A 13,649-nucleotide genomic window follows, 5' to 3' on the forward strand; every position below is an offset into this window, starting at 1 on the left:
CCTTGGAGTGGCGACGAAGGAGCCACGCAAAGGGCGTCCGGCGGCCATCGGCCGCATACTGCTGCGACTTGTTATGGGCCAGGAGCACAACACCCTGACCCTTGCTGAATCGGCGGGCACGGTACTGTGCCGTATGAACAAAAAACACAGCAGTCTCCATGCTTGGGTTTTAGTAAAACATGGCAAGACTCACACTCGTAGAAATACTGGCATGAGTCGGTAGGCATGGTTTCGGTTTTCTGGTGGCCACAGTTTGGACACTCTATTGTTGATTCCAAGATTACATCGACCATAGCCATGCCCTCCCGAAAGGTGTGAATTTCAGCCCTACCCGCACTGACCTTGGCTCAGCACAAAAAACTGACGAGGCCTATAACGCTGAACGAAGCGGCGCGTCTCACGCGTCCGCCTTCCGTGACTTGTTATAAATTTGCCCGATTCTCACGCCTAATCTTATTCACCATTTTTTGCATTCTCCACGGGGCGAGTAACTCGTGTAGGTAGCCGATAAAACAAATCAAAAATCCCAAACCAAAAGTTAAGGACAGGCCGCCAAAGGTAAAGGTGCCAACGTTTTTTACCCCTCTGTGAAAATAAACCTCATCGATGCCCATCTTGATGAACATATAGCTAATGATTCCACAAGCTAGGGTTCCAATGAGACAGAGTGCCCCTTTGAGGTGAAGCTTTGTCCGAGCTTTTAACATTGATCCGGTTCACCTCGATTTATAACAGCTAATTATACGAACGAGTTCGTATATCCCGCGTTCGTATAACTCCACACCAAACGCGCCCAAAATCTTATACTTTCCCAAACAAAAACAAAGAATTAACCATGATCACCACGGCTACCGCCGGAGTTATACGCCCTCTTTCGAGCCACCCCCTGCTCCTATCCCAGGGCGTATAACTCCGCCCATCGAAACTCCACTTTTCAACCATATCAGAAGGTTACATATATTTCCCATGCAATTTTCTGGAGTTTTGCGAACGCGTTCGTATAACTCCGGCGGTCATGCTTCTGTTCGCTGCAAGGCCCTGCCCAGGGATTGGAAGTAAACAAGAAACGCCCGGTTGATGCTCTCCCGCTGTGGCCCATGTGGATAAAGCCCCAGCTGGGCCTCATCACTTTCTTTGGTGCCGTTCACCAGGAAGGCGTTTTTAACGGGGCGTCTTGTGCAAAGGCTTCGAAGGCTCTGGCACAAAGTTCTTCGGGGCGGCTGTAGTAATGCACACCGGCTGCTTTGTCAGCCTTCGCCGATTGCCGGAACAGGTCACTGGGCTGGTCGCCGGCGCTGTCCAGAAGGATGGCGCGGTAGCAGGCTTGCAGGCGCTCATTCAGGGGGTGGGCGATGGCGTCTTCACGGGTTAGCCAGAGTGTGGAGCCAAACTCGCCTTTGCCGGCGCTGGGGAACAGCTTGTCGGCAATGTAGTGGTCAAAGGCGTGAAACCACTCATGAGCAATGCTGCCGGGGCCGGCGTTTTTGGCCAGGGCGAAGCTGCGGGTGGCTGGGGTATAGTGGGCGGATACGCCGGGCCGGCCGCCAATGCCGTATTGCAGGGCCAGGCTGCCGCGCAGGGAGATCAGGCTTTCGGTGCCGCCGAGGAGGGTCATCAGGTCGCACAGGGCATCGTAGAACAAGGCAGCGCTGCGCTGTTTTTCCGGTTCGGTAACCCAGCGGCCGATTTCCACGGAGCGGAACTGGAAACGGCGGCGAACATCCAGGAATGTCACCGGGGCACCGGCTCTGTGGTCCGGACCCCGGCGGTAGAACTGTTTGGGCATGGGGTACCAATACAACGGAAACTGAGCGGTCTTTTTACCACAGGAAGAAACCCGCAACACCTCCCGCCATCGATGGCCTCGCCCGGGCAGTTTTTGCCGGATAACCGGAACTGTCTATAATGAATTCATAACCGCCGCTTATTTCAGCGATACGGAATGTTATTTGCCGGAGATCGTGATGATCTTTCGACTGCTCTCAGGGTTTCTCTGCCTGTTCTTCCTCGGACAAGTTCCTCAAGCCCATTCCGCCACTTTTCGGGTTGGTCTTCTTCACGGCGATGCCGAGATATTTGATTACGAACTTTCGGTGATCCGCCTGGCTCTTGCCAACGCCCCCGGTGAACATGAGCTGGAAGTGGTTCCCATGGCGGAGGTGCCACAAAACCGGATTTTCGCCATCCTTCGGGATGATTCCTCCCCCATCAATATGTTCTTCAGCGGTTACAGCGCAGAAAGGGAGCAACAGCTGCTTCAGGTGGACATTCCGATGACTCGGGGCCTGCTGGGGTTCCGGCTGTTGGTTGTAAAATCCGGGCGTGTGGACGAACTCAACGGGATAAAAAACCTGGAAGACCTGCAGCAGCTGCGAATAGGAAGCGGTATTCACTGGCCTGAAAATGAGATGATGTCTCAGAGCGGGCTTACGCTGGATACCAGTGTTTACCGGAATCTATGGCCCATGCTCCAGTACGAGCGCTTTGATGTTCTGCACCGGGGGTTACAGGAGGTGTTTACCGAGCTGGAGAAACCGGGGCGCGAGCAGCTGTCGATACTGCCGGGCGTTGCCCTGGCCATGCGCTATGACTACTTTCTGTATGTTGCCCGTGATCGACGCGACCTTCACGACATCCTGCTGGAGGGGCTGGAGAACGCCTATCGCAACGGCGCCTTTATCGAAAACTTCCGGTCGCACCCTCAGATCCGTACCGCTCTGGATCAGGGGCAACTGTCGGAACGCAAACTGATCTGGCTGGATATTCCGGAAAACAGTCTTCGCCAGATTCCTTCCGAATACTGGTACGACCCATCCGGTCGCCTCGCCTCCGGTCAATAAGTAGGCAAGGAGACGAGGCGCGGCAGGTTCACCACTCCAGCTGCGCCCCGGTCTGGTATTCAATTACCCGGGTTTCGAAGAAGTTCTTCTCTTTACGCATGGTAGCCTGCTCGTCCAGCCAGGGCGAGACGTTCCTGGCGCCGGGGAACGGCTCTTCCAGGCCGACGGTTCTGGCCCGGCGGTTGGCCACGAAGCGGAACTGCTCGATGTGGTATTCCGCCGAGTAACCCAGGATGGGGTCGCGCAGGATGTAGTTGGCGTAGGCGATCTCGGCGGCCTCGCACTCGTCCCACATCTCGCGCACGGCGACCGGGTCCAGGGTGATGTCTTCTTCTTCCAGGATCTGGTTGACCACTTTCAGGCCGAAGGAGAAGTGCATGGCTTCGTCCCTCAGGATGTACTGGAACTGCTCACCGGTGCCGCGCATCAGGCCCCGGCGCTGCAGGGCGAAGATGGGGCTGAAGCCGTTGTAGAACCAGCAGCCTTCAAACACCGCAGCGAAGAACAGGTACGACATCACGAATTCCTGCAAGTCGTCCGGGTTGCGCAGGTTCATGTCGGAACGCATGGCGGCGTCCAGCCGGCGGTTGGCCAGCTGGATTTTGCCGTTGATCTCCGGCACCACCCGGTAGCGGTTGTAGATTTCGCTCTGGTCCAGGTTGAGAGTTTCGATGCAGTGCTGGTAGGTCCAGGTGTGCAGGGCTTCTTCGTACACCTGGCGGGCCTGGTAGATTTGCAGCTCGGGCGCACTCATTTTCTCCATCACCGCCAGGCCGATGTTGCGCATGGCCAGAATGTCGGAGGTGGTGAGGTAAGCCAGTACGTTCTCGTATACGTGCTTTTCCGCCGGGTTCAGGCGGTGGTGGTAGTCGTGGACGTCCTGGGCCATGTTGACGTCCAGCGGGGTCCAGTGGTTTTTGTTGGCGTTCATGAAGTATTCCCAAGCCCAGGGGTACTTGAACGGTGCCAACTGGTTGATGTCGGTGTTGCCGTTGATCACGCGCTTGTCGTCTACGTTCACCGGCGCTGGGCCGGCCGTGGCGGTCGGCTTGGTTTCGGTTTTTGGTTCGTCGTCCCAATCAAGCATGGTTAGGCCTCCAAAATTAAGTAAGTGGTTACTGACAGGCTTCGCAGTCTGGCTCGTCGATGCTGCACACCTGCGGCTGCGGCGCAGCAACCGGGGCGGATTTTTCGGCGCCGGTTGCCCCGAGGGAGCGCAGGTAATAGGTGGTTTTCAACCCGCGCTCCCAGGCCAGTTGGTACAGGGCATCGAGTTTTTTACCGTTGGGTTCCGCCATGTACAGGTTCAGGCTTTGGGCCTGGTCGAGCCACTTTTGGCGTCTTGCGGCGGCTTCCACCAACCAGCGGGCGTCGATTTCGAAGGCGGTGGCGTAACGGGCTTTCAGCTCCGTTGGTATGCGGTCTATTTGCTGTACGCTGCCGTCGAAGTATTTGAGATCGTTGACCATCACGTTGTCCCACAAGCCTTCGGCTTTGAGATCGCGCACCAGCGACGGGTTGACCACGGTGAACTCGCCAGACAGGTTCGATTTGACGAACAGGTTCTGGTACGCCGGCTCGATAGACTGAGACACCCCAACAATGTTGGAGATGGTCGCGGTGGGTGCAATGGCCATGACGTTGCTGTTGCGCATGCCGTGTTTGGCGATGAGCTCGCGCACCGGGGTCCAGTCCAGACGGCTGTTGGTGTTGACGGAAAAGTCCCCTTCCCGGCGGTTGTCTTTCAGCAGGTTGAGGGAATCGATGGGCAGGATGCCCTGGTGCCACAGGGAGCCCTCGTAGCTTTCATAAGCGCCGCGCTCGCCGGCCAGATTGGCGGAGGCGCGCAGGGCAAAGTAGCTGAGCTGCTCCATGGCAACGTCGGCAAACTCGACGGCTTCCGGGCTGGTGTAAGGCAGGCCGAGTTGGTAGAGCGCATCCTGAAAGCCCATCAGGCCAAGGCCCACCGGGCGGTGTTTCAGGTTGGAGTTCTTCGCCTGGGGTACGGCGTAGAAGTTAATGTCGATAACGTTATCGAGCATGCGCACGGCAGTGTTGACGGTGCGCTCCAGGCGCTGCACGTCCAGCTCGCCGTTGTGAATGTGGGCCGCCAGGTTAACGGAGCCCAGGTTGCACACGGCGATTTCATCGCTGCTGGTGTTCAGGGTGATTTCCGTACACAGGTTGGAGCTGTGCACCACGCCCTGATGCTGCTGGGGTGAGCGCAGGTTGCAGGGGTCTTTGAAGGTGATCCAGGGGTGGCCGGTTTCAAACAGCACGGTCAGCATTTTGCGCCACAGCTGTTTGGCGGGGATTTTTTTGAACAGCTTGATTTTGCCCTGTTCCGCCAGCGTTTCGTAATGCTCGTAGCGTTCCCGGAAGGCATTGCCGTAGAGGTCGTGCAGGTCTGGCGCATCGCTTGGTGAGAACAGGGTCCAGTCCCGATCTTCACGCATGCGTTCGATCAGCAAATCCGGCACCCAGTTGGCGGTATTCATATCGTGGGTGCGGCGGCGTTCATCGCCGGTGTTTTTGCGCAGCTCCAGGAATTCCTCGATGTCCAGGTGCCAGCTTTCCAGGTAGGCGCACACCGCGCCCTTGCGTTTGCCGCCCTGGTTCACCGCCACGGCGGTGTCGTTGACCACTTTCAGGAAGGGCACCACGCCCTGGCTCTGGCCGTTGGTGCCTTTGATATGAGAGCCCAGTGCCCGCACCGGGGTCCAGTCGTTGCCCAGGCCGCCAGCCCATTTCGACAACAGGGCGTTGTCTTTGATGGCGCCGTAGATACCTTCCAGGTCATCGCCCACGGTGGTCAGGTAGCAGGACGACAGCTGGGAATGGCGGGTGCCGCTGTTGAACAGGGTGGGTGTGCTGGCCATGTAATCAAAGCTGGACAGCAGGTTGTAGAATTCGATGGCGCGGGCATTGGGGTCGTCTTCTCGCAGGGCGAGGCCCATGGCCACACGCATGAAGAACACCTGGGGCAATTCCAGTCGAGCGCCATTCCAGTGCAGGAAATACCGGTCGTAGAGGGTTTGCAGGCCCAGGAAGCCGAACTGCAGGTCCTGCTCCGATTTCATGGCCGCGCCCAGGCGCTCCAGATCGAACGCAGCCATGGCTTCGTCCAGCAGCTCGTAGCGAATGCCGGCGGCAATAAAGGCTTTCAAGGCCTGTGGATAAACCTCTGCCAGTAGCTGATTGCGGGGCAGGTCCAGCGCTTCGGCGTTTTCCAGGCGCAGCTGTTCAAGCAGCAGGCGGGCGGTGACCGCGCTGTAGTCCGGCTCCTGCTCAATGCGGCCGCGGGCGGTCATGATCAAGGCGGAGAGCACTTCGGTTTCGGCAATGCCGTCGTACAGGTTGCGCAGGGCTTCGTCCACCAGGGACTCACCGTGAATGCCTTCCAGCCCGGTGGCGGCCTGTTCCACCTGCAGTTTCATCAGGCCCAGGTCGAGGGGTGCCACGCTGCCATCGGTTTTCTTCACGGTCAGATGGGGGTGGGCTTCCATCGGCTCGTCCACCGCCCGCTTGCGCGCGTGCTCTTCCCGGTACAGCACATAGGCCCGGACTACTTTCTGCTCTTCGGCCCGCATCAGGGCCAGTTCTACCTGGTCCTGGATGTCTTCGATATGCACTTTGCCGCCGGCTTGCAGGCGCCGGCTGATGGCCTGCACCACCTGGTCAGTCACCCGGTGTACGGCGTCGTTGATGCGGGCAGAGCCAGCGGCCTTGTCGCCTTCAACGGCAAGAAAAGCCTTGGTGACGGCCACGCCAATCTTGGAAGGATTGAATCCAACCAGGGTGCCGTTGCGTTTAATCACCTGAAGGGATTGGGTGTCAGTAAAGGTAGCCGGGGATTCGGCCAGAGCGGTGGCAGACATTGTGTTCTCCTGAAGTCGCGTCAGATTCCATATAGCCTTCGCGAATGCAGGAGCACACCGTGCCCGAGCCCGGGCAGGGATAACCGATCTGCTCACCTTGAGTCGCGAAGGTGCAGTGCTGTTTCCCTGGCAGGTCTTCGGACTCAGGGGCGTGAATCGTGAGATTCGGCCTTGCGTGGCGACTTCCCGGTGTTACCCAGTGTCTTGATGCCACGCTTGTTCCCCAATACCGCTGCGCGTCAGTTCCGGATTCTCACCGGATTCCCGACTACCCTATGTGGTTCGATGATCAGAGAATGATCACAACATATGGTAGTCAACCAAGGATTTGGTCACTATATACGGAGTTAAAATCGGTGACAAGGCACTTTCGGCACAGTGTCATGTCTGAAGGTGAATACTCAGTTCAGCAACGGGAGCTCACGGTGAAACGCTCAATTCAGCTTAAATCGGTTATCACGCTGCTGTGGTTTGGCCTGGCCAGTTCGTCGGTCTTGGCCGAGGAACCTCTGCTGCCAGCCTTCTCCAAGATGAACTCTCTGGCCGACGGCTGGGAGCCGCTGGAGTTCCCGCGCATTGACCAGCTCACCCGCTATGAACTGGTTACCGATGACGGCGTGCAGGTGGTGCAGGCGACCGCCGATGGCAGTGCCTCTGGCCTGATTGCCCGGGTGGACCTGGCGCCCGGAGACTCCATGCTGTTGCGTTGGCAGTGGAAGGTGTCGAAGGTGTTTGAAAACGGCGATGCAAGGAAAAAGTCCGGAGACGACTACCCGGCCCGCATCTACGTGGCCTTTGAATTCCAGCCAGAGAAAGCAGGTTTCTTTGAACGGGCCAAGCGTAAAACCGTCGAAGTGATGTTTGGCGAAACCCTGCCCGGCAATGCCCTGAATTACATCTGGGCCAACCGGCTGCCCGAGCAGGTCTTCATTGCCAATGCCTTCACCGACCAAACCATGATGGTGGCGGTCAATTCCGGGTCAGACCAGGTTGGCCAATGGGTGACGTTGGAACGGGACATAGTGGCCGACTACCGGGAAGCGTTTGGCGAGGAGCCACCCCGCATTATGGGCGTTGCCATTATGTCGGATGCTGACAATACCGGCGAACGGGCGCAGGCGTGGTATCGGGACCTGGTGCTCACCGTACCTTAAGCCTACCGTACTTAGGCTTAGCGATACTCTTCCGGAAATCCCGGTATAACAAAGGTCTTTTCCAGCCGACGCACGGACGGCACTTCGCCACGTTCGGCAAGGCGGTAATAGGCGTCGTCAAAGGCCTCTCGCAGAATGCTGGCACGGGGACTGGCGAGCGAGAACAACCAGGCGGTATTGCGGGTTCTCAGTTCGGCTTCTTGCACAATGACATCCGATGGCTGCGTGAGCGCTTCACGCACCGGCTGGCGGTAATCTAGCAGGTAGTCACCGCGCTTACGCTTCAGCATATCCACCGCCGAACGATGATTGGGCGCTTCGGTGACGCGAATATCCGCCTGGTCCTCCAACCAAGAGCGAAGGCCACCGTAGGTGTAGCCGCCAATCAGGATGACCGTTTGGCCATGCAACTGATCCATATGATCAAGCGATGCAGTCCCTTCGCGATACCAGGCGCTCAACTCAACCGGTATCGGGCTGATCCAGCTTTCCAGCACATCGTCCCTCAGTGCCGGGGTCCCGGTCAGGCCCAGCCACAGATCTACAGTGCCGTTCTGTAAATACAGATAGGTGCGGGCCACAGGCAGGTAGATAAACTCCAGCTCGTAACCGGCCTCTGCGGCGACTTTTCTGGTGATATCCACAAACTCACCTGCTGGCTCTCCCAGGGCATTACGAAAGGTCATGGGGGGGAACTCAACATAAGCGACGCGAACTACCTTGGTGGCGTTCACATCTAGCTCTTCTGCGCCGACGAAGGCGGGCCGAAACAGGAAAAACAGCAGAATGAGCAGCCCCGTCAGCGCCAGGGCGCTGCGGGGTATGGCAGAGTAATATTGAAGATGGCAACGACGCATGAAGACCGCTTTTTTTATCTGTATGTATAGAGGTTAACAGATACCAGAAAAACTGTGAGACCAAACCTGAAAAATGTCGGCTCAGGCCCGGTCAGAAAAAGGCTTGAATGCCGGTTTGGGCCCGCCCCAGAATCAGCGCGTGAATATCGTGGGTACCTTCGTAGGTGTTCACCACCTCCAGGTTTACCAGGTGCCGGGCAATACCGAACTCGTCACTGATGCCGTTGCCGCCGAGCATGTCACGGGCGGTACGGGCCACGTCCAGGGCCTTGCCACAGGAATTGCGCTTCATCATCGAGGTGATTTCCACCGCCGCGCTGCCCTCATCCTTCATCCGGCCCAGGCGCAGGGCGCCCTGCAACGCCAGGGTGATCTCGGTTTGCATGTCCGCCAGCTTCTTCTGGATCAGCTGGTTGGCCGCCAGCGGCCGGTTAAACTGCTTGCGGTCCAGCACGTACTGGCGCGCCGTGTGCCAGCAATCCTCGGCGGCGCCCAGCGCACCCCAGCTGATGCCGTAACGGGCTGAGTCCAGGCAGGTGAACGGCCCCTTCAGGCCGCGTACGTCGGCAAAGGCATTGGCCTCTGGGACAAACACCTCATCCATCACGATGTCACCGGTGACCGACGCGCGCAAACCCACCTTGCCATGGATAACCGGCGCGCTCAGGCCTTCCCAGCCCTTCTCCAGCACAAAGCCCCGGATCTTGCCGGCGTCGTCTTTGGCCCACACCACGAACACGTCGGCGATCGGGCTGTTGGTGATCCAGGTTTTGCTGCCGGTCAGGCGATATCCACCGTCTACCGTTCTGGCTCGGGTGGCCATGTTGCCGGGGTCGGAGCCGTGATCGGGCTCGGTCAGGCCAAAACAGCCAATCCATTCGCCAGATGCCAGCTTCGGCAGGTAAGCCTGACGGGTTTGTTCGGAGCCGAACTGGTAAATGGGCAGCATCACCAGTGAGCTCTGCACGCTCATCATGGAACGGTAACCGGAATCCACCCGCTCCACTTCCCGGGCAATCAAGCCATAGCTGACTTGGTTCAGCGCGCCACCACCGTACTCTTCCGGCAAGGTGGCCCCAAGCAGGCCGGCGCTGCCCATGGCGCGGAAGATGGCCGGGTCAGTGTGCTCATGGCGAAACGCTTCCAGCACCCGGGGCCGGAGTTCGGCCTCGCAGAATTTGAAGGCGCTGTCGCGCACCATGCGCTCGTCCTGGGTGAGTTGCTGATCAAGTAGCAGGGGGTCCTGCCATTGGAACTGGGTTGTTGATGCCATGCTGAAGTCTCACCCGTGGTTGCGGACTGTAATCGCTCATAGTACGCAAAAAACAGAGAACTGAACATTGGCGAGTCACCCTTGCCAATGTCAGACAATGGCAACCCCCAACAACCTGTCATCCTTCAGACTAAATATATCATCTAAATGATTTTAAACGATTAATCTTGGTGGCACGCATACCGCCGCACCGACGCTAAAAGAGATCGATGCACGAATTGAACCCGGTGAAATGACGGCCCTGATCGGCCCTGCCAGACCAGTTACCAGCCTCGCGCTGACGGAACCTGGAAGACCCTTCTCGACACCCCTGACGAACTCATTATGGAGCAATATCAAGGCAAGCAGAGGGTCTCTCAGCTGAAACTAGGCTCGCCTGGCCAAAACCGGGGCGCGTGAGCGCCGCGACACTGGCGCGCGCAGGAACTCCGGCAGCAACCGTTTTGATAACTGATGCCTCACTGATAGAAAAGGAAGTAACCATGAAAGTACGATTGATGCGACACTCAGCCTGCGTGCTTGGCGCTCTGGCGATCAGCACACCCGCACTGGCAGCGGAGCACACGCTGCACGGCGCACTGAGCAATGGCCAGGTCTCAGGAGACGTGCGCTTGCGTTATGAGGCCGTGGATCAGGACAACGCGCTCAAAGACGCCGACGCCCTGACCATCCGCACCCGCCTGGGCTATCGGACCGGCAGCTACCAGGGCGTTACCGGTGTTCTGGAGTTCGAGGATTCCCGCACTGTTCTGGGCCTGGACGATTACAACAACACCCAGGGCAAAAACACGGATTATTCGGTCATTGCCGACCCCGAGACCACGGAAGTCGATCAGGCTTACCTGCAATACAGCGGCTACAACGTGACCGCGCGCGCAGGGCGCCAGGTTATCGCTTATGACAACCAGCGCCATGTCGGTCACGTTGGCTGGCGCCAGGACCGGCAGACCTTCGATGCCTTGAGCCTGGCCTATACGCCCACCGACACGCTGACCCTCAACTACGCGCACCTCAACCAGCGCAACCGTATCTTTGCCGAAGCCCAGGACTTGCCGGCCAAGGATCATTTGCTGAATCTGGGTTACCAGACCGGTTTCGGCAAGCTCACGGCTTACGCCTATCTATTGGAGGTGGATGACGGCACCGACAACGCCCTGGATACCCTGGGCCTGCGTTTCGCCGGCACTTACGATATGGCGCCGGTGACGCTGCTCTACGCCGCCGAATACGCGAAACAGGAGGCCACTGCTGGTGCCAACGAGTTTGACGCCGACTATAACAAACTGAAGGCTGGCGTCGGCTTTAACGGCATCACCGTCGCGTTGATCTACGAAGTTCTGGGCTCTGATGACGGCAATTATGGTTTTTCAACACCACTGGCCACGCTGCATGCCTTCAACGGCTGGGCGGATCAGTTCCTGGCGACACCGGCCAGCGGTTTGGAAGATCTCTCACTGACGGTTAAGGGCAGCTTGGCGGGCGGTCAATGGACCATCGTTTATCATGATTTCAGTGCCAATGAATCGACCGCAGGCCTGGACGACCTGGGCGACGAATGGGGCCTGGCCTACAACCGTGGCTTCGCTGAGCACTACAGCGCAGGCATCAAGTACGCCCGCTACTCCGCCGGCGACAGCGCCGCGGGTAAAGTAGACACCAACAAGCTTTGGCTGACACTGGGCGTGACGTTCTGAGGTTTGCGCACGCTGGGCTGGAATTCTGCCATGATTACCGGAGTTCCAGCCCACATCAATACGCTATAGCTTTCTATACCGCAGTTTCCGGCGAGTTATTCCACCGTCACACTCTTGGCCAGGTTGCGCGGCTGGTCCACATCGGTGCCCTTAAGCACGGCGACATGGTAGGACAGCAGCTGCAATGGCACGGTGTAGACGATCGGCGCGGTGATTTCGTGTACCGACGGCAACTGCATCACGTGAACGCCGTCCTCGGGCTTAACATCGGCGGCTCGGTCTGCAAACACAAACAGCTCGCCACCGCGGGCACGGACTTCTTCCAGATTGGATTTGAGCTTTTCCACCAGGGCGTTGTTGGGCGCCACGGTGACCACCGGCATTTCGCTATCGACCAGCGCCAGTGGGCCATGCTTCAATTCACCGGCCGGATAGGCTTCGGCGTGGATATAAGAAATTTCCTTGAGCTTGAGCGCGCCTTCCATCGCCACCGGATACTGGGAGCCACGGCCGAGGAACAGGCTATGATTTTTATCCATAAAGGCCTTGGACATATCTTCGATCTCGGCATCCAGGGCCAGCACATCGCTCACTTGTCCGGGCAGTTGGTGGAGCGCGGCAACAATCTCTGCCTCTTTCTCTTCACTCAGGCCGTTATGGCGCGCCAGAGCTACGGTGAAAATCAGCAACGCGGTGAGCTGAGTGGTAAAGGCCTTGGTCGAGGCGACGCCGATTTCCGGGCCGGCCTGAGTCATGATCACCAGATCCGATTCCCGCACCAGGGAGCTGCCGGGCACGTTGCAAATGGCCATCGCCGCCCGAAAGCCTGCTTTTTTTGCCTGGCGCAGGGCGGCCAGGGTGTCGGCGGTCTCACCGGACTGGGAGATGCACAGGAACAGCGTGTCTGGCTGGATCACGTGCTTGCGGTAGCGGAATTCGGAAGCGACTTCGACCGAACAGGGCACGCCGGCCAAATCTTCAATCCAGTAACGGGCTACCATGCCGGCATGAAAAGAGGTTCCACAGGCAATGATCTGAACGTGACGCACGTTCTCCAGCAGGTTGGCGGCGTCGGTACCCAAGGCTTGTTCCAACACCCGGGTCTTGGTAATTCGGCCTTCCATGGTGGCCTTGATGACTCTGGGCTGCTCGTAGATTTCCTTGAGCATGAAATGACGGTACTCGCCCTTGTCGGCAGAATCTGAGCCATGCTCAAAGCGAGTGATCGCGCGCTCAACCGGGTTGCCGTCACGGTCATGAATGTCGATCTTGTCCTTGCGGATGTCGGCGATGTCGCCTTCTTCCAGAAACATGAAACGGTCGGTAACCGGCAATAGCGCCAACTGGTCAGAGGCAATAAAGTTTTCGCCAATACCCACGCCCACCACCAGCGGGCTGCCCTCACGGCAGACCACCAGGTGGTCGGGCTCATCGGCATGCACCACGGCCAGTGCGTAGGCACCGCGCAGGCGGGTGATGGCGGTTTTTACCGCGCTGTACAGGTTGCCATCTTGCTGATAATGCTTGCCAATCAGGTGGGCGACCACCTCGGTGTCGGTCTGCGAGGTAAATTCGAACCCTTCAGCTTTCAGTTCGTCCCGCAGTTCCTGATAGTTCTCGATGATACCGTTGTGAACGATGGCAAGGTGATCGCCCGACATGTGCGGGTGGGCATTGAGCTGAGATGGCTCGCCATGGGTGGCCCAACGAGTGTGAGCAATGCCCAGATGGCCACTCAGAGGATGGCTGCTGATGGCCTCGGCCAGGGCAGCTACCTTACCGACTTCCCGGGCACGTTGAAGCTCTGGTTCACCATTGATCACGGCCATCCCTGCGGAGTCATAACCCCGGTACTCAAGACGGCGCAAGCCCTCCAGTAGAATACCCTGGACATCCCGTTCCGAAACCGCTCCTACAATCCCACACATGCTGCTATCACCTGTTTGTTAATTC

The 13,649-nt window shown here is 58.2% G+C and carries 9 protein-coding genes, 1 pseudogene and 1 riboswitch; of the genes and pseudogenes, 3 read left to right on the forward strand and 7 right to left on the reverse strand.

Annotated features, from left to right (window positions below):
- Positions 1-71: 71 nt before the first annotated feature.
- Both C7H08_RS18275 and C7H08_RS00080 read right to left on the reverse strand, forming a co-directional pair.
- Entirely contained in the window at positions 72-299 is a 228-nt protein-coding gene (locus C7H08_RS18275; protein ID WP_480188034.1) for a GDCCVxC domain-containing (seleno)protein, read from the reverse strand.
- Positions 300-1,013: 714 nt separating this feature from the next.
- Positions 1,014-1,786, reverse strand: a pseudogene (locus tag C7H08_RS00080) (CLCA_X family protein).
- A gap of 178 nt (positions 1,787-1,964) precedes the next feature.
- Between C7H08_RS00080 and C7H08_RS00085 the strand changes: the two are divergent.
- Complete coding sequence (locus tag C7H08_RS00085; RefSeq protein ID WP_106669740.1) at positions 1,965-2,840, forward strand: hypothetical protein; 876 nt, start codon at positions 1,965-1,967, stop codon at positions 2,838-2,840.
- A gap of 28 nt (positions 2,841-2,868) precedes the next feature.
- Here the strand turns inward: C7H08_RS00085 and C7H08_RS00090 are convergent, their stop codons facing one another.
- Entirely contained in the window at positions 2,869-3,927 is a 1,059-nt protein-coding gene (locus C7H08_RS00090) for a ribonucleotide-diphosphate reductase subunit beta (protein WP_106669741.1), read from the reverse strand.
- A 28-nt stretch (positions 3,928-3,955) separates the two neighbouring features.
- Entirely contained in the window at positions 3,956-6,718 is a 2,763-nt protein-coding gene (locus C7H08_RS00095; protein WP_106669742.1) for a ribonucleoside-diphosphate reductase subunit alpha, read from the reverse strand.
- A gap of 111 nt (positions 6,719-6,829) precedes the next feature.
- Positions 6,830-7,027: riboswitch (cobalamin riboswitch) on the reverse strand.
- 221 nt (positions 7,028-7,248) lie between these two features.
- Here C7H08_RS00095 and C7H08_RS00100 point away from each other — a divergent pair.
- Positions 7,249-7,872 carry a DUF3047 domain-containing protein gene (locus tag C7H08_RS00100; protein ID WP_373284905.1) on the forward strand — a complete coding sequence of 208 codons (624 nt, stop codon included), beginning with the start codon at positions 7,249-7,251 and terminating at the stop codon, positions 7,870-7,872.
- 17 nt (positions 7,873-7,889) lie between these two features.
- Here C7H08_RS00100 and C7H08_RS00105 read toward each other — a convergent pair whose 3' ends face one another.
- Both C7H08_RS00105 and C7H08_RS00110 read right to left on the reverse strand, forming a co-directional pair.
- Positions 7,890-8,729 (reverse strand): substrate-binding periplasmic protein, encoded by an 840-nt coding sequence (locus C7H08_RS00105; RefSeq protein WP_106669744.1) that lies wholly within the window; start codon positions 8,727-8,729, stop codon positions 7,890-7,892.
- Positions 8,730-8,820: 91 nt separating this feature from the next.
- Positions 8,821-10,002, reverse strand: coding sequence for an acyl-CoA dehydrogenase (locus tag C7H08_RS00110; protein WP_106669745.1), 1,182 nt, complete (start codon positions 10,000-10,002; stop codon positions 8,821-8,823).
- A gap of 482 nt (positions 10,003-10,484) precedes the next feature.
- Between C7H08_RS00110 and C7H08_RS00115 the strand changes: the two genes are divergently transcribed.
- Entirely contained in the window at positions 10,485-11,696 is a 1,212-nt protein-coding gene (locus C7H08_RS00115) for an alginate export family protein (protein ID WP_227663186.1), read from the forward strand.
- Between the two features lie 95 nt (positions 11,697-11,791).
- Here the strand turns inward: C7H08_RS00115 and glmS are convergent, their stop codons facing one another.
- The gene (gene glmS / locus C7H08_RS00120; RefSeq protein ID WP_106669746.1) at positions 11,792-13,624 is read right to left on the reverse strand and encodes a glutamine--fructose-6-phosphate transaminase (isomerizing); all 1,833 of its coding nucleotides are present in this window, start codon (positions 13,622-13,624) and stop codon (positions 11,792-11,794) included.
- Between the last annotated feature and the right edge of the window lie 25 nt (positions 13,625-13,649).

The organism is Marinobacter halophilus (assembly GCF_003007685.1).
Lineage (GTDB): Bacteria > Pseudomonadota > Gammaproteobacteria > Pseudomonadales > Oleiphilaceae > Marinobacter > Marinobacter halophilus.